Raw genomic sequence first — 18,932 nt, 5'->3', positions numbered from 1 at the left:
TGGCAAACCGCCCCGCCGACGCGGCGGCGTGCGAACAGCGTTGTCGAGGGAGAGCGACATGACCCCAGGGAATGCAAGCCGCTACGGCGACACCTACGCGCGCTGGAAGGCGGACCCGCAGGCGTTCTGGCGGGAGGCGTCGCGGGCGATCGACTGGATCAAGGCCCCCGACGCGGTGTTCGACCCCGGGGCCGGGCCCTATGGCCGCTGGTTCCCCGACGCCACCTGCAACACCTGCTGGAACGCCGTCGACCGCCATGTCGCCACCCGCGGCGCGCAGCCGGCGCTGATCTACGACAGCCCCGTCACCGGCGACAAGCGCACGCTCACCTTCGCCGAGCTGAAGGGCGAGGTCGAGACGCTGGCCGCCGTGCTCCAGGAGCTCGGAGTCGTAAAGGGCGACCGCGTCATCGTCTACATGCCGATGATCCCGGAAGCGGTGCTCGCCATGCTGGCCTGCGCCCGCATCGGCGCGATTCACTCCGTGGTGTTCGGCGGCTTCGCCGCCAAGGAGCTGGCGACACGCATCGACGACGCCGCCCCCAAGCTGATCCTCACCGCCTCCTGCGGCATCGAGCCGAACCGGATCGTGACCTACAAGCCGCTGCTCGACGAGGCGATCTCGCTGTCCGCCGCGCCGCCCCAGTCCGTGCTGCTGCTGCAGCGCAAGCAGGCGCAGGCCACCATGGTCGAGGGCCGCGACCATGACTGGGCGACGCGCGTCGCCGACGCCAAAGCCGCCGGCCGCGCCGCGCCCTGCGTCGAGGTGGCGGCGACCGATCCGCTCTACGTGCTGTACACGTCCGGCACCACCGGCAAGCCCAAGGGCGTGGTGCGCGACAACGGCGGCCACATGGTCGCGCTGGCCTGGTCGATGGGGAATCTGTACGGCGCGCGGCCCGGCGAGGTGTTCTGGGCCGCTTCCGACGTCGGCTGGGTGGTCGGCCACAGCTATATCGTCTATGCGCCGCTGCTGGTCGGCTGCGCCACCGTGGTCTACGAGGGCAAGCCGGTCGGCACGCCGGACCCCGGCGCGTTCTGGCGCGTCATCTCCGAGCACGGCGTCTCCATCCTGTTCACCGCGCCGACCGCCTTCCGGGCCATCAAGAAGGAGGATCCGAAGGCCGAGCACCTGAAGCGCTACGACCTGAGCCGCTTCCGCGCGCTGTTCCTGGCGGGCGAACGAGCCGACCCTGACACCGTGCAGTGGGCCGAGGACATCCTCGGCACGCCGGTCATCGACCACTGGTGGCAGACCGAGACCGGCTGGGCCATCGTCGGCAATCCGCTCGGGCTGGGCGCGCTGCCGGTGAAGCACGGATCGCCGACCGTGCCGATGCCGGGCTACGACGTGCAGATCGTCGACGAGGGCGGCAAGCCGGTGGGGCCGAACACGATGGGTTCGATCGTCATCAAGCTGCCGCTGCCGCCGGGCGCGCTGCCGACGCTGTGGCACGCCGACGACCGCTTCCGCGAGAGCTATCTCGCCGCCTATCCCGGCTACTACACCACCTCCGACGCCGGCTTCGTCGACGAGGACGGCTACCTGTTCATCATGGGCCGCACCGACGACATCATCAACGTCGCCGGCCACCGCCTCTCGACCGGCGGCATGGAGGAGGTGCTGTCCTCGCACCCGGACGTGGCGGAATGCGCGGTGATCGGCATCAAGGATTCGCTCAAGGGCGAGCAGCCCTGCGGCTTCGTGGTGCTGAAGAGCGGCGTCAACCGCTCGCCGCTGGAGATCGAGAAGGAGATCGTGCAGCTCGTCCGCGACAAGATCGGCCCGGTCGCGGCGTTCAAGATCGCGATCACCGTCAACCGCCTGCCCAAGACGCGCTCGGGCAAGATCCTGCGCGGCACGATGAAGAAGATCGCCGACGGCGACAGCTGGTCGATGCCCGCCACCATCGACGATCCGGCGGTGCTCGACGAGATCGCCGAGGCGCTGCACCAGAAGGGGGTCTGACCCCCGCGCGTGTGAGGCGGGCCGGCGGGCTCGCGGCCGCTCAGGCGGCCGGCGACCTGGCGGCGCCGGCCATCTTGCCGGCGATGGCCCAGTAGACCCAGCCGGCGACCGCGCCGGTCAGGAACAGCAGCAGCAGCAGCTTCGTCTCGGCGCTGTCGGGGCCGTGGGAGGCCGCGTGGCCCAGCCAGGCGATGGCGGCGGTGAGCAGCCCCGCCGCGCCGGAGTACCAGACGAACGAGCGCAGTCCCGCCACCTCGCCGATGATCGCGGCGAGCACCGGCGGCAGCACCACAAGGGCGGTGGCGACCGTCCAGAACGCGAGCGCGACGGCCGACCAAACCCGGTCGGGGGCATCAGAACTGACCAGCGCGGCGAAAAGGGCGAGCATCCCGCCCAGCGAGAAATCCGCCGCCAGCTCGCGCGTCGCGGGGACGAAAAGACCGGCCACGACGAGGAACACGACCCCCGCCGCGATCGAGGCCGCCAGCCCGACGAGGATGACGAACAGGCGGCGCAAGGGTCAGGCCTCCGAGCCGAGGAACAGGCCTTCGGGGCCGATGCCGCTCTCCGCCATCATGCGGGCGCGGGCGCGCAGCTTCTCGGTCTCGCTCTTGAGCTGGCCGCAGGCGGCCAGGATGTCGCGGCCGCGCGGCGTGCGGACCGGCGAGGCGTAGCCGGCGCGAAACACCACCTCCGAGAACGACTCGATGCGCTCCCAGTCCGAGCACTCGTAGCGCGTGCCGGGCCACGGGTTGAACGGGATGAGGTTGATCTTGGCCGGGATGCCCTTGAGCAGGCGGACCAGCTCGCGCGCGTCGGCGAGGCTGTCGTTGACACCCTTCAGCATCACGTACTCAAACGTGATGCGGCGCGCGTTGGACAGCCCGGGGTAGGACCGGCAAGCCTCCAGCAGCTCGGCGATCGGGTATTTCTTGTTCAGCGGCACCAGCTCGTTGCGCAAATCGTCGCGCACCGCGTGCAGGCTGATCGCCAGCATCGAGCCGATCTCCTCGCCGGCGCGCGGGATCATCGGCACCACGCCCGAGGTCGAAAGCGTGATGCGCCGCCTGGAGAGCGACAGGCCCTCGCCGTCGGACACCACCTCCATGGCGTCGCGGACGTTCTCGAAATTGTAGAGCGGCTCGCCCATGCCCATCAGCACGACGTTCGAGACAGCCCGCTCGGCGTCGGGGATCAGGCCGTCGGTGGGGCGGGACGCGCCGGGCCAGTCGCCCACCCGGTCGCGCGCCACCATGAGCTGCGCCACGATCTCGGCCGTGGTCAGGTTGCGCACCAGCTTCTGCGTGCCGGTGTGGCAGAACGAGCAGTTGAGGGTGCAGCCCACCTGGGACGACACGCACAGCGTGCCGCGGTCCGCCTCCGGGATGTAGACCGCCTCGATCTCCGCCCCGCGATCATGGGGGCCCGTCGAGGCCATGCGGATCAGCCACTTGCGCGTGCCGTCGCGCGAGACCTGTTCGGACACGACCTGCGGTCGGTCGAGCGTGAACCGGCGAGCCAGCTCGGCGCGCAAGCCTTTGCCGACATTGGTCATGTCGTCGAACGAGGCGGCGCCGCGATGGTAGATCCAGTGCCACAGCTGGCCGACCCGCATGCGCACCTCGCGCTCGGGCACGCCGACGCCGCGCAGCGCCTCGGCGAGTCCCTGGCGGGTGACGCCGACCAGCGACACGGGGCCGGCGGTCTCGACCCCGGCGGGAGGAATGGACGGCGACGCAGCCGGAGCGCGCGCCGCGAGGGCGTCTGTCATGGGCGAAGGCATGGAGCGTGGTTCCTGTGGCGCGCTCCATAGCACGACAACCGTGGCGCGCCTATGGCGGGCGCCGGAATCACCCTCCGGGACGAATGCGCGCTCAGGGGCATTCCTTGCGCACGCGGTCCAGCGCCTGCGTGGCGCCGGCCAGCGAATAGCGGTCGGTCGACTCGTTGCCACGCACCGACGACACCTTCACCGTCAGGCTCTGCGCGCGGCGCATCGCCTCCACGAAGGCGGCGTCCTCGGCCGCGTTCTTCACCCAGGCGGCCGAGCCCTTGGTGACGATGGCGAAGTGCTGCGCGCCGAAGCTGGCCGACCCTTCGCCGCCGTCCTTGGCGGGGAAGCCGAGCACGAAGCTGACCTCGTTGCGCACGCCCTCCGCCGGCCGGGTGGAGATGAAGAGATAGCCGGCGTCGCGCTTCAGCGTGGCCGGGGCGCGATCCTTCGGCTGGGCGAGCGCGTAGCAGACCTTGCCCTTGGCGGTGTCGGACGCGTACGCGCCCCAGTCGCCGAACTTCTCCAGCAGCATCGGCTGGCCGCCGCCCGGCGCGGACGGCTTGGCGGCCGCCGCGGGCTTGGCTCCGGCCGGCGGTTTGGCCGCGGCGGCGGGCTTGGCCGGTGTCGCCGCCGGCTTGGCGGGGGTGCCGGGCTTCGTCGCCGTCGCAGGCTTGGCCGGCGTGGCGGGCGGCTTCGTGGTGTTCTGCGCGGCGGCGGGGCCGACGGCGACGGCGAGGGCCAGGGTCAGGCCGGCGGCGCTGGCCAGGAAGGAGGACGAAAGGGAGCAAGTCATCGGTTTACTCTGACTCCGGCGCGCGGGGGCGCGATTCCGGCTTGGAAACGCCGTTCTGACCAGACACATCGAATATGGTAAAATTTCCCTGAATGTGGCGCTTTCGGTTCCGTCCGGGCTGCAATCGTGCGAGCATGGCGGGGACGGTGCGGTCTCCCCCAGATCTGGCGTTCGCCCCGGGTGATGTTCGCGGGGGACGGGCGAAGCATGGATTTGAGGACTGCCGATTGACGTCCCACGCTGAACTGGCGGCGCTCGTGGCCGCGGTCGCGCAACGGCGCGACCGGGAAGCCTTCGTCCGCCTGTTCGACCATTTCGCGCCGCGTCTCAATTCCTATCTGCAGCGGCTCGGCTCGCAGCCGACGCAGGCCGAGGAACTGACCCAGGAGGTCATGGTCACGCTGTGGCGCAAGGCCGACCAGTTCGACCCCACCCGCTCCTCCGTGCCCACCTGGCTCTACCGAATCGCCCGCAATCGCCGCATCGACAGTCTGCGCCGGGCCCGCATCGAGTTCCTCGATCCGCTCGACGAGGCGATGGAGATCGGCGAGGACCCCGACACCGACGGCGCGCTCGACGCGGCCCGGCGCGAAGACCGCCTGCGGCGGGCGCTCGGGAGCCTGCCGGCCGAGCAGCTCGAGCTGGTGCGCCTCGCCTTCTACAGCGGCCTGTCGCACACCGAGATCGCCGAGCGCGAAAACTTGCCGCTGGGAACCGTGAAGTCGCGCATCAGGCTCGCCTTCACGCGGCTGCGGCGATTGCTGGAAGCCGATGGAGTGGTCGAGGCGGGATGATGCGCGCCGTTTTGTGCAAGGAGTTCGGGCCGCCGGAGAGCCTGGTCGTCGCGGAGCTGCCGGAGCCGACGCCGGGCCCGGGCGAGGTCGTCGTCGCCATCGCGGTGGCGGCGCTCAATTTCTTCGACACGCTGATCATCGAGAACCGATACCAGTTCAAGCCCGACCTGCCGTTTTCGCCGGGCGCCGAGTTCGCCGGCCGGGTCGTCGCGCTCGGGAAGGGAGTGCGTCCGGACTGGCTGGGCGCGCGGGTCGCCGGATTCGCCGGCTGGGGCGCCTGCCGCGAAAAGCTGTCGGTCGCCGTGGACAGGCTGGCGCGCATCCCGGACGGGCTGTCGGACGAGGCTGCCGCCGGGCTCTCGGTCACCTACGGCACCACGCTCCACGCGCTGGCGGACCGGGCGCGGCTGCGGCCGGAGGAGACGTTGGCCGTGCTCGGCGCGGCGGGCGGCGTCGGCATCGCGGCGGTGGAGATCGGCAAGCTGATGGGCGCGCGCGTCATCGCCTGCGCCTCATCGCCGGAGAAGCTGGAGGTCGCGCGCCGCCATGGCGCCGACGACCTGCTCGACTACGCCGCCGGCGACCTCAAGGAAGGCCTGCGGCGCCTGACCGGCGGCGCGGGCGTGGACGTGATCTACGATCCCGTGGGCGGCGCGCTGGCCGAGGCCGCGCTGCGCTCGATCGCGTGGAAGGGTAGGTTTCTGGTGGTCGGCTTCGCGGCGGGCGAGATCCCGAAGCTGCCGCTCAACCTCGTCCTGCTCAAGGGCTGCGACGTGCAGGGCGTGTTCTGGGGTGCGTTCACGGAGAAGGAGCCCGAGGCCAACGCCGCCAACGTCGCAAAGCTGCTCGCCTGGGCCGGCGAGGGCCGCATCGCCACGGCCGAGTCCGCCGTGTTTCCCCTCGAGGAGACCGGCAGAGCCATCCGCCTCATCGCCGACCGCAAGGCGACCGGCAAGGTGCTGGTGCGGATGTAACGCGGCCCGGGTCGGCCGCCCGCGAACGTCTCGCTACACCAGCGGGTAGGCCGCCTCGACGACGTAGGGGCCGCCGCCGACCGAGGCGCGCGAGGAGAACAGCACGAAGCGGTCGGCGGTGAAGCTGCGGGTGGGGAAGCGGCCGCGGGCGGAGAGGAAGTCGGCGGCGTGCCAGGGCGAGGTGTCGCGCAGGCGCGCCAGCGTGACATGTGGCGTGAACTTGCGCTTGTCGGGCGGCAGGCCGATGCGGCGCACCAGGCGCTCCTGCTCGGCCTGCAGCTCCACCAGAGCCGGGGTGGGCGCGATCCTGGCCACCAGGGCGCGCGGCTTGTCGCCGCCGAACACGTCGAGCCCCTCGATGGTCAGCGTCAGCGGGCGGCGGCGGCGAATGTCGCCCAGCAGGGACCACACGTCGCGAGCCGCCGATTCGTCGATGTCGCCCATGAAGCGCAGAGTCACGTGATAATTCGTCTCGTCGATCCAGCGCGCGCCCGCGAGACCGCCCTTCATGATCGACAACGATGCGGCGACATCCTGGGGAACTTCGAGACCGGTGAAGAGACGGAGCATGGCGCTGTCCCCTTGGTTTCGGGCGAGGCGGCTAACGCCGTCCGGCCCCGGAAAACCGAAATCGAGGGCTCCAAACGGAGCCTCGACCGTTGCGGTCGGGTCGAATCTGCCCGCGCCCGCCGTGATTCTCAACCCCGCCGCGCTCCGCGGAGTTGCGCCGGCGGGTTGCTTTCCACCGCGCGGACAACCCGATGCAAGAGCCGTGTACGGTCGCGGACCGTCCGGGTCGCCTTCAGCGCGCCTGGGCGGCGTATTCGGCGTTGGGGCGCATGTCGACGGCGGAAGCCATGCGGTTCGACATGTTGAAGAAGGCGGCGACGGCGGCGATGTCCCAGATGTCGCGGTCCGAGAACCCGGCCTGGCGCAGGGCGGCGCGGTCGGCCTCGACGATCTCGTGGGAGGCGCGGGTCACCTTGGTCGCGAAGGCGAGCATGGCGACATGGCGCTGCGACAACTCGGCGGCGCGCCAGTTCATCACCATCAGTTCGCCCAGCTGCGGATCGCCGGAGAGCTGGCGGACGGCCGCGCCGTGCGCGGTGAGGCAGTAGAAGCACCGGTTCTCGGCCGACACCGCGACGGCGATCATCTCGCGCTCCAGCTTGGAAAGGCCGGAGGGCGCGAGCATCAGGTCGTTGTAAAAGGCGGCGAAGGCCTCGAGCTTGGCGTTGTCGTGCGCGTAGGCGCGCAGCACGTTGGGCACGAAGCCGATCTTCTCCTCGCACTTGGCGAAATAATCGCGCATCGCGGGCGACAGCTCGGCCAAATCCAGCGCGAGCGCCATGGGGCGGTGATTGTCCTGGGGCGCGGGTTTTTCCCCGGTCTGCGGCCTGTCCTTCGCCATTTTCCTCGCTCCGACACCGATCATTGTCATGGTTTCGCACCTCGAGCCTGACTAGCATGGGCCCGGGCCACCGTGGAGACACCTTGGGGCCGGGGCGCAACCGCGTCCATCCAGGGGGAAGGGAACCGAACCATGCTGATCCGCGACAAGGATGAGCGCCGCGTACTGACGGCCGCCGTGCTGGAGGCGCTGGCGCGCCTCGACCCCGCCGTGCCGCCGGACTTCGTCGATTCGCTGTTCGGGCGCGTCGCGATGGAGGACCTCGCGCAATACGAGGCCCCGACGCTGGCCGCCTTCGCGGCCTCCGCCTTCTCGCGCCTCGCCGAGCGGCCGCCTGGCCATGAGGACATCCGCCTCACCGACGCCACCGCCCGCGTCGGCGGACGCCAGCACGACATCACCGTGCTGGAGGTGGTCAACGACAACATGCCCTTCCTGCTCGACTCGACGCTGGCCGAGCTGACCGAGCGCGGGCTGGAGATCCGCTTCGTCACCCACCCGATCGTGGCGGTGGAGCGCGACTCGGAGGGCCGGCTGCTGCGGTTTGCCGGCGAGGCGCTGGCCGGCGCGCAGGCCGGGACTCGCCGCGAAAGCCTGATCCAGGTCCACCTCGAACGCCTGTCCCCTGAGACCCGTGCCGCGTTGGCGGAGTCGCTGGCGCGCGTCTACGCCGACGTGCGCGTCGCCGTGCGGGACTGGGCCGCCATGCGCGGGCGCATCACCGAGGCGGTGCATGCCTATCGCACCAGCCCGCCGCCGCTGCCGGCCGACGAAATCGCCGAGGCGGTCGCCTTCCTCGACTGGCTGGCCTCGGACCACTTCACCCTGCTCGGCGTGCGCGAATACCGCTTCCCGGAGGGCGACATCCCGGCGGACCCGGTGGAGGGCACCGGCCTCGGCATCCTCTCCAACCCCACCGTGAGGGTGCTCAAGCGCGGCAAGGAACTCGTGGTGATGACGCCGGAGATCCGCGCCTTCCTCGAGGAGCCGGCGCTGCTCATCGTCACCAAGGCGAGCGTCAAGTCGCGCGTCCACCGCCGCGCCTATCTCGACTATGTCGGCGTCAAGCTGTTCTCGCAGGACGGGAGGCTGGCGGGCGAGCTGCGCGTGGTCGGGCTGTTCACGGCCAGCGCCTACACCAGCACGACGGCCGAAATTCCCTATATCCGCCACAAGGTGGCGCGAGTGATCCGCCGCGCCGGGCTCGACCAGGCGAGCTATTCCGGCCGCGCCCTGCTCAACGTGCTGGAGAGCTACCCGCGCGACGAGATCTTCCAGATCGACGTCGACACCCTGCTCGCCTTCGCCACCGACGTGCTGAGCCTTTACGAGCGGCCGCGCGTCCGCGTTCTGGCGCGCATCGACAGGTTCGACCGCTTCGTCTCGGTGCTCGTCTACGTGCCGAAGGACCGCTACGACACCGCCGTGCGGATCCGTATCGGCGAGGTGCTGGCGCGGCTCTACGAGGGGCGCGTGTCGGCCGCCTACCCCGCTTATCCCGAGGGGCCGCTGGCGCGCACGCATTTCATCATCGGGCGCGACGGCGGCGCCACGCCGCAGGTCGACCGCGCGCGGCTGGAGGCGGCCGTCGACGCCGTCACCCGCACCTGGGGCGACGCCCTGCACGAAGCGCTGCTCGAGACCACCGACGCCGGCCGCGCCCGCGCGCTCGCCGCCCGCTACGGCTCCGCCTTCTCGGCCGGCTATCGCGAGGCGTTCGGCCCCGCCGCCGCCATCGCCGACATCGGCGTGCTGGAACGGCTGAGTGACGAGCGCCCGCAGGCGGTGCGCATCGGCCGCCGCGAGGGCGACGAGCCGAGCCGGGTATCGCTGAAAGTGTTCAGCCGCGGCCGGCCCATGCCGCTCTCCGAGCGCGTGCCGCTGCTCGAGAACCTGGGCTTCAACGTGCTCAACGAGCGCACCTATCGCGTCAGCGCGCCCGAGCCCGACGCGCCCACGGCGTGGTTGTACGACATGGCGCTGGAGCGCGCCTCCGGCCAGGCGGTCGATCTCTCCGGGCTGCGCGGGCGCATCGAAGCGGCGCTGATGAGCCTGTTTCGCGGCCGCGCCGAGTCGGACGGCTTCAACGCGCTGGTCGTCGAGGCGGGGCTCGGCTGGCGCGACGTCGCCATCCTGCGCATGCTGTCGCGCTACCTCCAGCAGGCGCGCGTGCCGTTCAGCCAGGACTACATGTGGTCGACGCTGGTGAAGCACGCCGGCACGGCGGAGCGCATCGTGGCGCTGTTCCACGCCCGCTTCGACCCCTCGCCCGAGGCGGAGGCCGGGCGCGACGCCAGGCAGGCGCAATTGCGCGCCGAGATCGAGGCGGCGCTGGGCCAGATCGACAGCCTGGACGAGGACCGCATCCTGCGCCGCTTCGTCAACCTGGTCGAGGCGGCGGTGCGCACCAGCTTCTTCCAGCTGCGCGACGACGGATTGCCGCGGCGCACGCTGGCGATCAAGTTCGAGAGCGCGCGGGTGGAGGACCTGCCGCTGCCGCGCCCGCTCTACGAGATCTTTGTCTACTCGCCGCGCGTCGAGGGCGTCCACCTGCGCTTCGGCAAGGTGGCGCGCGGCGGGCTGCGCTGGTCCGACCGGCGGCAGGATTTCCGCACCGAGGTCCTCGGGCTCGTCAAGGCGCAGCAGGTCAAGAACGCCGTCATCGTGCCAGTGGGGGCGAAGGGCGGCTTCGTGCCGAAGCGCCTGCCGCCCGCGAGCGACCGCCAGGCCTGGATGGCCGAGGGCGTCGCCGCCTACCGCGAGTTCGTCGGCACGCTGCTCGACCTTACCGACAATCTCGCCGACGCCGGGCCGACGCCGCCGCCGCGCACCGTGCGCCACGACGGCGACGACCCCTATCTCGTCGTCGCGGCCGACAAGGGCACCGCCACCTTCTCCGACATCGCCAACGCGCTGTCGATCGAGCGCGGCTTCTGGCTGGGCGACGCCTTCGCCTCCGGCGGCTCGCAGGGGTACGACCACAAGAAAATGGGCATCACCGCGCGCGGCGCGTGGGAAGCCGTGAAGCGGCATTTCCGCGAGATGGACGTCGACATCCAGTCGACGCCGTTCACCGTGGCGGGCGTCGGCGACATGTCGGGAGACGTGTTCGGCAACGGCATGCTGCTGTCGCGCGCCACGCGACTCATCGCCGCCTTCGACCACCGCGACATCTTCCTCGATCCGGACCCCGACCCGGAGACCTCGTTCGCCGAGCGGGCGCGCATCTTCGCGCTGCCGCGCTCGTCGTGGCGCGACTATGACGCGTCGCTGATCTCCGAGGGCGGCGGCGTGTTCTCGCGTTCGCTGAAATCGGTGCCGCTGTCTCCCGAGGCGCGCGCCGTGCTCGGCATCGAGGCCGCCGAGGCGACGCCCGCCGAGGTGATGCGCGCTATCCTCAAGGCGCCGGTCGACCTGCTCTGGTTCGGCGGCATCGGCACCTATGTGCGCGCCTCGACCGAAAGCGACGAGGCGGCCGGCGACCGCGCCAACGACGCCCTGCGCATCACCGGGGCGGATGTGCGCGCCAGGGTGATCGGCGAAGGCGCCAATCTCGGCGTCACCCAGCTCGGCCGCATCGAGGCCGCCCGCAAGGGCGTGCGGCTCAATACCGACGCCATCGACAACTCGGCCGGCGTCAACACCTCGGACGTCGAGGTCAACATCAAGATCGCGCTGGCCGCGCCCGAGCGGGAGGGCCGGATCGACGAGGCGGCGCGCAACGCCCTGCTCGCCGCCATGACCGACGAAGTCGGCGAGCTGGTCCTGCACAACAACTATCAGCAGACGCTCTCGATCTCGCTCACCGAGCAGCGCGGGGTCGAGGAGATGGGCTTTGCCCGTCGCCTGATGCAGGCGCTGGAGGGCGCCGGCCGGCTCGACCGTGGCGTCGAGTTCCTGCCCGACGACGCGGCCCTGTCCGAGCGGCAGCGCAGAGGCGAGGGCCTGACGCGGCCCGAGATCGCCGTGCTGCTCGCCTACGCCAAGCTCGCCCTCCACGACGCGCTGATCGCCAGCCCGGTGCCCGACGATCCCTACCTCGCGACCGAGCTGACGCGCTACTTCCCCGCGACCCTGGTCCAGCGCCTGCCGGACGCGGTGGCGAGCCACAGGCTGCGCCGGGAGATCGTCGCGACCCAGCTCGCCAACGCCATCATCAACCGCGGCGGGCCGACGCTGGCGACGCGCATCGCCGACCAGACCGGGGCGGACGCGCCAAGCGTCGCCAGCGCCTATGCGGCGGCGCGCGACAGCTACGACCTGCAATCGCTCGACGAGGACATCGGTGCGCTCGACGCCAAGGTGCCCGGCGCGCTGCAGATGCGGCTCTACCGCGCCGCGCAGGACCTGATGCTGTCGCGCCTGGTCTGGTTCGTCCGCCACATCGATTGGGCGAGCGAGACGCTCGACGTCGTCGTCGGCCGCTACCGGGACGGTATCCGCGAGGTGGCCGCCAGCCTCCCGCGGACGCTGGAGCCCGCGCTGGCGGCGGCGATGGCCCGCCGCGTGGCCGACCTGTCGCGCGAGGGGGTGCCGGAGGAGTTGGCGCAACGCATCGCCATGCTACCGGCGCTGGAGGCCGCGCCCGACATCGTGATGGTCTCGGCCGCCACCGGAAAGCCTGTCGCGGAGATCGCCGCGACTCATTTCGCGGTGGCGACGCGGGCCCGTCTGCCGGAGATCGTCGCCGCCTCGCGCGACGTCAAGCCGGGCGACTACTACGACCGGCTGGCTCTCGACCGCGCGCTGGCCACCATCGAGTCCGCCCACCGGGCGCTGACGATGGAGGTGGCGGCCGCCGCGCGGGGCTCCGGGACGGAAGCCGTGGCGGCCTGGGCGGCGGGGCGTGGCGCGGCGGCGGAACGCCTGCTCGCCAATGTCGAGACCATCGCCGCCTCCGGGCTCACGCTCTCGAAGCTCACCGTCGCGGCGAGCCTGCTGGGAGACCTGGTGCGGCCGTGACGCCCGCGCCGAAGGCGGCTGCCGCCACGGCGTCGATCTCGGCGGCGACCAGCTCCGCGTGGGTATGGTGGGGCATGTGCCCCGCCCCGGCCAGCAGGGTCAGCCGCGACCCGGCGATCTGCCGCGCGATGGCGCGCGAATGCAGCGTCGGCGACACGGTGGTGTCGGCCTCGCCGTGTACGATGGCGGTGGGCGCCGCGATTTCGTCGTATCGTTCGAACTGCGCCGTGACGTGGCCCAGCAGGTCCGCCACGTCCTGCGCGTTGGCGCGGAACTCGGCCGGGCGCAGCACCAGCCACGTGGCCCCGCGCGCGGCGTAGTCCGGCGGCGGCGCGTCGGGATGGAACACGCTGGCGACGGAAGGCTTCAGCAGGGCGGAACCGACCGGGGCGGCGATCGCACCGGTGAAAACGCGGCCCGTGAGCGCGCTCGCCGCCGGTCCGTAGTACCAGGAGACGCCGCCCGGCCACGGATGCGTCACGGGTGCGACCAGCACCAGCCCCGCCACCAGCTCCGGACAATCCAGCGCCAACCTTGTGGCGAGCGCGCCGGACCAGCTGTGCCCCACCACGATGGCGCGCTGCACGCCGAGCCGCCCGAGCGCCTCCCGGATCAGCGCCGCCTGCCGGGCGGGAGCGGCGTCGGCCCGCCCGCCCGGCCGGTCGCTCCAGCCGTGGCCCGGCCGGTCGAAGGCGAGCACGCGGTAGCGCCCGCGCAGCGAAGGGGCGAGAGCCATTGCCATGTCGCGGGCGTTGCCGGACGCGCCGTGCAAGAGCGCCACGACAGGCGCGTCGGCGCGCGCGCCGGGAATGTCGATGACATGCAGCCGACCCCCGGTCACCTCGACGAAGCGGCCGTCCGGCGTGTAGGCGCGACGGGTCCAGGCGACGAAGCCGACCGTGTAGAGCGCTCCGGCGGCAAGCGTGACGATGGCGCCGGCCGCCAGTTCGGCGAGGAGCGTCATCGGGCGGGTCCGGCCCGGGTCAGATGTCGCGCCCCTCGACGTCGGGAGCCATGCGATCGACGGCTTCCTTCAGATCGGGCATGTGGGGGTTCACCGCGAGCGCGCGTCGAAAGGCGTCGAAGGCGCGCTTGTCGTCGCCATTGTTGCGCAGGATGGCGCCGATGCCGGCCAGCGCGCCGAAATGGCGCGGCTCCAGGATCAGCACCTGCTCGAGATCAGCCATGGCGCGCGTCGTATCGCCCATCATGAAGAACACCGTGGCGCGCTTGTTCCAGCCCTCCGCCCAGTTGGGCTGAAAGGCGACTACCCGGTCGAGCAGTTCGATGGCGAGAGGCTGATCGCCGCCCTGCAAGGCCTCCAGGGCGCGGCTCATCAGCAGGTCGGCCGTGTCGCTGCCCGAGCGCAGCCAGCGCCGCTCGATGGCGCCGACGATGCCCTTGGCCTCGACGGGATCCTTGGTGGCCTGCAACCGGGCGAACAGGTCGTCGAGGGTGAAGGGCCGTGGGCGCACCGGGGCGGCCTTCTCGGCCGCGGGCGGACGCGCGCGCGATGGCGGCGGGGCTTCCGCTTGAGCGGCGGCGAGGTCGAGCGTCGCGCCGAGCGCAGCCGCCGACAGGCCCAGCCGCAGGGCCGAACGCGCGAGCAAGGAGAACGGACGCCTCATACCGACAAGTGTAGGGCGCGGCGCGCGTCTGTCAAAAGCCGCGCGTTCACCTCCGCGCGAGCGGGTGCAAGACGAACGAAAACAGGGCGCCGCGAAGGCGCCCTGCCCGTGATCGACCGGAAGCCTGGCTGCGGCCGGGCGTCAGCCCTGGCGCGCCTTGTAGCGCTTCTGGGTCTTGTTGATGATGTAGACGCGGCCCTTGCGGCGCACGATCTGGTTGTCGCGATGGCGCGTGCGCAGCGACTTGAGGGAGTTGCGGATCTTCATCGGTCTCGTCTCGTGTTCAATCCGGCCGCGGAGGACCTGAGCATTCGTCGGGCCCTTCTAGGGAGAGAAGCCCGCAAAATCAAGCCGCAAAATGGGGCGCGGCCGGCGCGGCCCACAGCGGCGGGGCGGCGAAGCCCGGCCTCAGCCGCCCGCCCCCGGGTTGGCGGCGCGGTCCTCGGGGCTCTGCCAGACGCGCAGATAGTCCAGCTCGAAACGCGCCTCGGCCGGCGTGTTCTCGTTGGTGGGTCCCGGCCACTTGCCGCCGACGGCGAGGTTGACGAGCAGGTACATCGGCCCGCGCAGCCCCTCCGGGGTGGGCGCCGAGCCCATCTCCTTGCCGTCGAGATAGATAGTCACCTTCTGCTCGGTCCAGTGCAGGCCGTAGATGTGGAAATCCGCCGCGAGGTCCTGCGTCTCGCGACGCACCAGCAGCACGGCGCGCTTCTCGCCCCCGTCCACCGCATGGATGGTGGAGTTGAGGAAATTGGTGCGCTGGCCGAACACCTCCGCGATGTCCAGCTCGCCCAGCGAGCCCTTGTCGCTACGCAGCATCCACACGGCCGGCCACATCGAGCGCCCGCGCGGCATCTTGGCGCGGAACTCGACGAAGCCGTAGCGGAACCGGAACGAGCGGTAGCTGGTCAGCAGGCCCGACGTGTAGCGCATCCCGCCGAGGTCCTTGAGCAGGTTGTCAGGGGTGCGCCGGGCGACGATGGAGAGCACGCCGTTTTTCACCTCGAACGGGTCGATGCCGGGCGTGACGCCCGACTCCGTCTTGTAGGTGGGGTCGACGTAGAGCTGCTCCTCCTTGTTCGGCGCCATGGTGCGCGCGCCCCAGAAATAGGTCGTGCTCCAGCGTCCGCCTTGGCCGATCGACACCTTGGGCGCGTCGAACTCGTCCTGGAAGGAGAGGCTCATCCCCTTGGTGATGTCGGGATTCGACGACGTGAACTCGGCCGGCGAGGCGGGCGCCGGCGGCATGGCGCGCGGCTGCGGCTGCGGGCGCGCCTGCGCCAGCTCCACTTGCGCGGCCGGAGCGGCGACCGCCGGCGGCGCGGGCTGCGCCAGGGCGAGGACCAGGTCGAGCATCACGAAGCCTCCGGTGGCGGGGCCACCGCCGGAGCGGTGGCGCCGTGGATGGTGTCATATTCCCGGCTGTCGTAGCCGACCAGTCCGGCCAGCATGCCGGCCCCGAACGCCGCCCCCGACAACGCCTCGGCCAGCCGGCGGCGGCCGAACGGCCAGGCTATCGCCGCGTGGGCGAGGCCGAGGCCGGTGCGCGCCACGCCCTTGCCGGCGCGCAGCGCCAGAGCGGCGGGGCCGTCGCGCTCGATGCGGCTGACCAGCGCCAGCGTCGCGCCGACGCGGAAGCGCCGGCGCAGCAGGTAGGCGAGGTTCGTCCGGCTCGCGGGCACGCTCTCCCAGGCGATGGCGCGCGGAGCGGTGTGGATCGCCACGCCCGCCCGCAGCGCCCTGATGAAGAAATGCTGGTCCTCGCCTCCGGATCGGTCGAAGCGTCCGTCGAAACGCAGGCCGAGCCGCCGCAGCACGACCGTGGCGATGAGGACGTTACCGCTATAGCCCCATTGCAGCGTCTGGCCTTCCGGAAACGGGCCGAGCTCCAGAAACCGACCCTGGGCGAACCAGTCCGGCGTTCCCGCCTCCAGTTCCGACAGCACCGGGCCCTGCACGATCTCCGCGTCGAGCGCGCGGGCCGTGGCCACCAGCTCGTCGAGCCATTCCGGGACGGGGCGCTCGTCATCGTCGAGAAAGGCGACGTAGTCGGCCTCCTCCGGCACGAGATCGAGGCAGCGATTGCGTGCGCTGGCGACGCCGCGCCGGGTCTCCACCGCGTAGCGCAGCGGCCACGGGAAGCCTGCGCGCTCCGCCTCGACCGCCGGCCCGGCGGAGCCCGATGCGTCGTTGTCGACCACAATAGCGCTGATCGCCGCGCCGCCGCTGCGCGGGAACACCTGGCCCGCCAGCGCCCGCAGCGCCCGCGCCGCGCCCTCGGGACGGCGAAACGTCGTCATGCAGACGGCGACGCGGACCTCGCGGTCCGCGCCCTGCGGCGAAAGCCCGTTCATGGCGCCGGCGCCCGCGCGGCGCGCGAACGCACCGCCAGCATCACCCCCACCGTGACGAACAGCGTCCAGATCAGGTCGTTGCGGAACAGGATGCGCGACTCGGTGAGATTGGCGACCAGGAAGAACGCCATGAACACCAGCGGAAACGTGGCGTAGAACCGCCGTTCGCCCGAAAGCAGCAGGCGCAGCGCCCTCGCCGTCGAGACGACGTAGGCGGTCACCACCAGCGCCACCAGCACGACGCCGCCGTTGAGCAGCGTCTCGGTGATGCCGTTATGCGAATAGAACGGCCGGTAATGGACGACGCTGGCCACGAACTCCACCTGCGAGGAGAAAGGGATCCAGAACGCCTCGTAGCCATAGCCCAGCAATGGCCGGGCCCCGACATATTGCAGCGTGATCTCCCACAGGGGCAGGCGGCCGGAGATGTCGGCGCTGCGTCCGACGAGCTGGAAAAACGGGTCGAGCCCGTCGACCACCAGCACTTCCAGCACCAGCAGGGCCAGCAGCCCGAACCCGGCGAGGGTGAGCGGAATGGTGCGCCCGGGCGATTTCTGCGCCAGCCGCGCCCACAGCATGACGCAGACGAGCAGCGCCATGTTGACGAGAGCCGTGGCCGAATGCGCCTTGACCAGCGCCAGCAGCGTCGCGGCGAGCGCCGCCATGAAGAACACGCGCAGGGGCCCGCGCGTCAGCCCGATGGCGTAGATGAGCACCACGGCGCCAATGGCCGCGCCGGCGCCCAGGCTGTTCTTGTGGACGTAGAGCCCGCTCCATGCCCCGGCCCACACGCCGTCCATGACGCCCTTGCTCGGCACGGCCAGCGCCAGCACCGTGCTGCCGAGGCCGGCCAGACCGTAGATCAGGCCCAGCACGACGATCAGCTGGCGCATGTCGAAGCGCATGGCGAGATAGAAGCCGAGCAGGCCGGTGCCGAACACCGCGATGGCCGGCGAGAGCGTCGCGCCGCGGTTGACCGACCAGTAGAGCGAGGCCAGGGGGAACGCCAGCAGCACGAGGAAGAGCGGGGCGGCCAGCGCCGTGCCCGTCAGGCCTCGCCGCCGGCCGACGGAGAGCACCAGCAGGCCGGCGTAGAACGCCGCGAACACGCGCGCCGCAGCGGGCGAGGCGTTGGCGCCGCCGAAATCCATGTCAGACCGGAAGAAGACCTGCAGCACCTGCGTGGCGAAGACGACCCCGCCACCCACCAGGAACGCGAGTTCGAGCGTGCTCGTCCCCGGCCGACGCGCCACGGCCGGAGCGCCGATGGGCAGCGCGTAGCTCATCGCGCGGTCCGCCTCGCGCGGTCCTTCGCGCGCGGCCTGCGGAGGGTGAGGATCATGCCGGTTCGTCTCTCGACCTTTCCGGATGGTTTGGGCGGCTGGCTCTGCCGAAGCGCGCAGCGCGCCATCAGCCAGACGGCGTGCAGGTTGGTGACGAGGTAACGCTTGAACAGGCGGCGCGGTTCAAGCCAGACCCGCCAGGCCCATTCCAGACCGGCCTTCTGCAAGGCCTCGGGCGCGCGCGGGTTCTTCTCGGCCAGCCAGTCGAAGAGCCCGCCGCAGGTCTTGATCCAGGTGATGCGGGGCAGGCGGTCGCGCGCCAGCAGCGCGAAGGCCTGCTCGCGCGGAACGCCGAGGCCGATCCACAGCACGTCGGGCGCGGCGAGGCGGATCTGCTCGATGACCTCGTTGGTCTCGTCGTCGCTGAAATAGCCGTCGCGCCCGTCGACCACGAGGCCCGGATAGCGTTCGCGCAGGCGCTGTTGCGCGGCGCGGTTCTCGTCCGGCCGCGCGCCGAGCAAATAGAAGCGCAGGCCGTGCGGCGCGCCGGCGCGCGCGGCATCGTGCACGAAGTCGGTCGTGGCGACCCGCTCCGGCAGCGCCGGGCCCGGCTGCAGGCGGGAGGCGAACACCAGCGACATTCCGTCCGCGTCAACCGCGTCGAAGCGGTCGACCAGCGCTCGAAACCGGGCATTGCTCGCATAGAGCGACAGCACGTTGCCGTTCGCCGAGGTGAGCAGCCGTGGCGGCAGGCCGACCCGGCGGCGTGTGCGCCAGTCGTCCATCAGCGTCTCCGCCCACTCGGCGCGGCTCAGCACGGTGATGCGCAGGCCGCCGACACGGACGCGCAGAGGCTCGGCGCTGCCGCGCGGCCAGACGTCCGTCGCCGACCGGTCTGGCCCAGGGAGCCAAGCGAGGTTGGATATGTCGGTAGTGCGGTTCGGCAGCGGCGCGCCGGACATGTTCTGGCCGTCTCCGTTTTCGTCCCGG

General features: G+C 71.3%; 16 protein-coding genes. 4 read left to right on the top strand and 12 right to left on the bottom strand.

Annotation, left to right across the window (positions count from 1 at the left end; translation table 11 throughout):
* Nucleotides 1-58 precede the first annotated feature (58 nt).
* Nucleotides 59-1,969 carry a propionyl-CoA synthetase gene (locus NK718_RS14770; RefSeq protein ID WP_254743736.1) on the top strand — a complete coding sequence of 637 codons (1,911 nt, stop codon included), beginning with the start codon at nucleotides 59-61 and terminating at the stop codon, nucleotides 1,967-1,969.
* Nucleotides 1,970-2,009: 40 nt separating this feature from the next.
* On the opposite strand, the gene NK718_RS14765 is transcribed toward NK718_RS14770, so the two are convergent.
* The 3 genes from NK718_RS14765 to NK718_RS14755 all read right to left on the bottom strand — a co-directional run bounded on the left by NK718_RS14765 (nucleotide 2,010) and on the right by NK718_RS14755 (nucleotide 4,536).
* Nucleotides 2,010-2,486 (bottom strand): hypothetical protein, encoded by a 477-nt coding sequence (locus NK718_RS14765; protein ID WP_254743734.1) that lies wholly within the window; start codon nucleotides 2,484-2,486, stop codon nucleotides 2,010-2,012.
* 3 nt (nucleotides 2,487-2,489) lie between these two features.
* A complete protein-coding gene (gene rlmN, locus NK718_RS14760) occupies nucleotides 2,490-3,740 on the bottom strand; it encodes a dual-specificity RNA methyltransferase RlmN (RefSeq protein WP_371877297.1) in 1,251 nt (416 codons plus the stop codon).
* A 103-nt stretch (nucleotides 3,741-3,843) separates the two neighbouring features.
* Entirely contained in the window at nucleotides 3,844-4,536 is a 693-nt protein-coding gene (locus NK718_RS14755) for an invasion associated locus B family protein (RefSeq protein ID WP_254743730.1), read from the bottom strand.
* 227 nt (nucleotides 4,537-4,763) lie between these two features.
* Between NK718_RS14755 and NK718_RS14750 the strand changes: the two genes are divergently transcribed.
* Both NK718_RS14750 and NK718_RS14745 read left to right on the top strand, forming a co-directional pair.
* Entirely contained in the window at nucleotides 4,764-5,330 is a 567-nt protein-coding gene (locus tag NK718_RS14750) for a sigma-70 family RNA polymerase sigma factor (protein ID WP_254743728.1), read from the top strand.
* The gene (locus NK718_RS14745) at nucleotides 5,330-6,304 is read left to right on the top strand and encodes an NADPH:quinone oxidoreductase family protein (protein WP_254743817.1); all 975 of its coding nucleotides are present in this window, start codon (nucleotides 5,330-5,332) and stop codon (nucleotides 6,302-6,304) included. The genes NK718_RS14750 and NK718_RS14745 overlap by 1 nt, the downstream gene beginning before the upstream one ends.
* Nucleotides 6,305-6,337: 33 nt before the next feature.
* Here the strand turns inward: NK718_RS14745 and thpR are convergent, their stop codons facing one another.
* Together thpR and NK718_RS14735 are read right to left on the bottom strand one after the other, a co-directional pair.
* Nucleotides 6,338-6,874 carry an RNA 2',3'-cyclic phosphodiesterase gene (thpR, locus tag NK718_RS14740; protein ID WP_254743725.1) on the bottom strand — a complete coding sequence of 179 codons (537 nt, stop codon included), beginning with the start codon at nucleotides 6,872-6,874 and terminating at the stop codon, nucleotides 6,338-6,340.
* A 232-nt stretch (nucleotides 6,875-7,106) separates the two neighbouring features.
* Nucleotides 7,107-7,655, bottom strand: coding sequence for a peroxidase-related enzyme (locus NK718_RS14735; RefSeq protein ID WP_254743815.1), 549 nt, complete (start codon nucleotides 7,653-7,655; stop codon nucleotides 7,107-7,109).
* A 192-nt stretch (nucleotides 7,656-7,847) separates the two neighbouring features.
* On the opposite strand from NK718_RS14735, the gene NK718_RS14730 reads away from it, so the two are divergent.
* Nucleotides 7,848-12,677 (top strand): NAD-glutamate dehydrogenase, encoded by a 4,830-nt coding sequence (locus NK718_RS14730; protein WP_254743723.1) that lies wholly within the window; start codon nucleotides 7,848-7,850, stop codon nucleotides 12,675-12,677.
* On the opposite strand, the gene NK718_RS14725 is transcribed toward NK718_RS14730, so the two are convergent.
* The 7 genes from NK718_RS14725 to NK718_RS14695 all read right to left on the bottom strand — a co-directional run bounded on the left by NK718_RS14725 (nucleotide 12,634) and on the right by NK718_RS14695 (nucleotide 18,904).
* On the bottom strand, nucleotides 12,634-13,641 hold the full coding sequence (locus tag NK718_RS14725) for an alpha/beta fold hydrolase (protein WP_254743721.1): 1,008 nt from the start codon (nucleotides 13,639-13,641) through the stop codon (nucleotides 12,634-12,636). The two genes, NK718_RS14730 and NK718_RS14725, sit on opposite strands and share 44 nt — an antisense overlap.
* A 19-nt stretch (nucleotides 13,642-13,660) precedes the next feature.
* Nucleotides 13,661-14,287: a tetratricopeptide repeat protein gene (locus NK718_RS14720; protein WP_254743719.1), complete on the bottom strand. Its 627-nt coding sequence runs from the start codon at nucleotides 14,285-14,287 to the stop codon at nucleotides 13,661-13,663.
* A 159-nt stretch (nucleotides 14,288-14,446) separates the two neighbouring features.
* Complete coding sequence (gene ykgO / locus NK718_RS14715) at nucleotides 14,447-14,572, bottom strand: type B 50S ribosomal protein L36 (protein ID WP_254743717.1); 126 nt, start codon at nucleotides 14,570-14,572, stop codon at nucleotides 14,447-14,449.
* A 141-nt stretch (nucleotides 14,573-14,713) separates the two neighbouring features.
* Nucleotides 14,714-15,661, bottom strand: coding sequence for a glycoside hydrolase family 16 protein (locus tag NK718_RS14710; RefSeq protein WP_254743715.1), 948 nt, complete (start codon nucleotides 15,659-15,661; stop codon nucleotides 14,714-14,716).
* Nucleotides 15,661-16,659, bottom strand: coding sequence for a glycosyltransferase family 2 protein (locus tag NK718_RS14705; protein ID WP_254743713.1), 999 nt, complete (start codon nucleotides 16,657-16,659; stop codon nucleotides 15,661-15,663). The genes NK718_RS14710 and NK718_RS14705 overlap by 1 nt, the downstream gene beginning before the upstream one ends.
* On the bottom strand, nucleotides 16,656-17,945 hold the full coding sequence (locus NK718_RS14700) for an O-antigen ligase family protein (RefSeq protein ID WP_254743711.1): 1,290 nt from the start codon (nucleotides 17,943-17,945) through the stop codon (nucleotides 16,656-16,658). The genes NK718_RS14705 and NK718_RS14700 overlap by 4 nt, the downstream gene beginning before the upstream one ends.
* Nucleotides 17,942-18,904, bottom strand: a complete 963-nt coding sequence (locus NK718_RS14695; RefSeq protein ID WP_254743709.1) for a WecB/TagA/CpsF family glycosyltransferase — start codon at nucleotides 18,902-18,904, stop codon at nucleotides 17,942-17,944. The genes NK718_RS14700 and NK718_RS14695 overlap by 4 nt, the downstream gene beginning before the upstream one ends.
* Nucleotides 18,905-18,932: the final 28 nt, after the last annotated feature.

Source organism: Alsobacter ponti (assembly GCF_024294805.1).
GTDB classification, from domain to species: Bacteria; Pseudomonadota; Alphaproteobacteria; order Rhizobiales; family Beijerinckiaceae; genus Alsobacter; species Alsobacter ponti.
The sequence above is the reverse complement of the archived record's forward strand: the minus strand, read 5'-3'. Positions and strand labels throughout refer to the sequence as shown.

Bases quoted from the DNA above. Each gene is read 5' to 3' on its own strand.
- NK718_RS14770 (WP_254743736.1), top strand. From the start codon at position 59: ATGACCCCAGGGAATGCAAGCCGCTACGGCGACACCTACGCGCGCTGG.
- rlmN (WP_371877297.1), bottom strand. From the start codon at position 3,740: ATGACAGACGCCCTCGCGGCGCGCGCTCCGGCTGCGTCGCCGTCCATT.
- NK718_RS14755 (WP_254743730.1), bottom strand. From the start codon at position 4,536: ATGACTTGCTCCCTTTCGTCCTCCTTCCTGGCCAGCGCCGCCGGCCTG.
- NK718_RS14745 (WP_254743817.1), top strand. From the start codon at position 5,330: ATGCGCGCCGTTTTGTGCAAGGAGTTCGGGCCGCCGGAGAGCCTGGTC.
- thpR (WP_254743725.1), bottom strand. From the start codon at position 6,874: ATGCTCCGTCTCTTCACCGGTCTCGAAGTTCCCCAGGATGTCGCCGCA.
- NK718_RS14735 (WP_254743815.1), bottom strand. From the start codon at position 7,655: ATGGCGCTCGCGCTGGATTTGGCCGAGCTGTCGCCCGCGATGCGCGAT.
- NK718_RS14730 (WP_254743723.1), top strand. From the start codon at position 7,848: ATGCTGATCCGCGACAAGGATGAGCGCCGCGTACTGACGGCCGCCGTG.
- NK718_RS14725 (WP_254743721.1), bottom strand. From the start codon at position 13,641: ATGACGCTCCTCGCCGAACTGGCGGCCGGCGCCATCGTCACGCTTGCC.
- ykgO (WP_254743717.1), bottom strand. From the start codon at position 14,572: ATGAAGATCCGCAACTCCCTCAAGTCGCTGCGCACGCGCCATCGCGAC.
- NK718_RS14710 (WP_254743715.1), bottom strand. From the start codon at position 15,661: ATGCTCGACCTGGTCCTCGCCCTGGCGCAGCCCGCGCCGCCGGCGGTC.
- NK718_RS14705 (WP_254743713.1), bottom strand. From the start codon at position 16,659: ATGAACGGGCTTTCGCCGCAGGGCGCGGACCGCGAGGTCCGCGTCGCC.
- NK718_RS14700 (WP_254743711.1), bottom strand. From the start codon at position 17,945: ATGAGCTACGCGCTGCCCATCGGCGCTCCGGCCGTGGCGCGTCGGCCG.
- NK718_RS14695 (WP_254743709.1), bottom strand. From the start codon at position 18,904: ATGTCCGGCGCGCCGCTGCCGAACCGCACTACCGACATATCCAACCTC.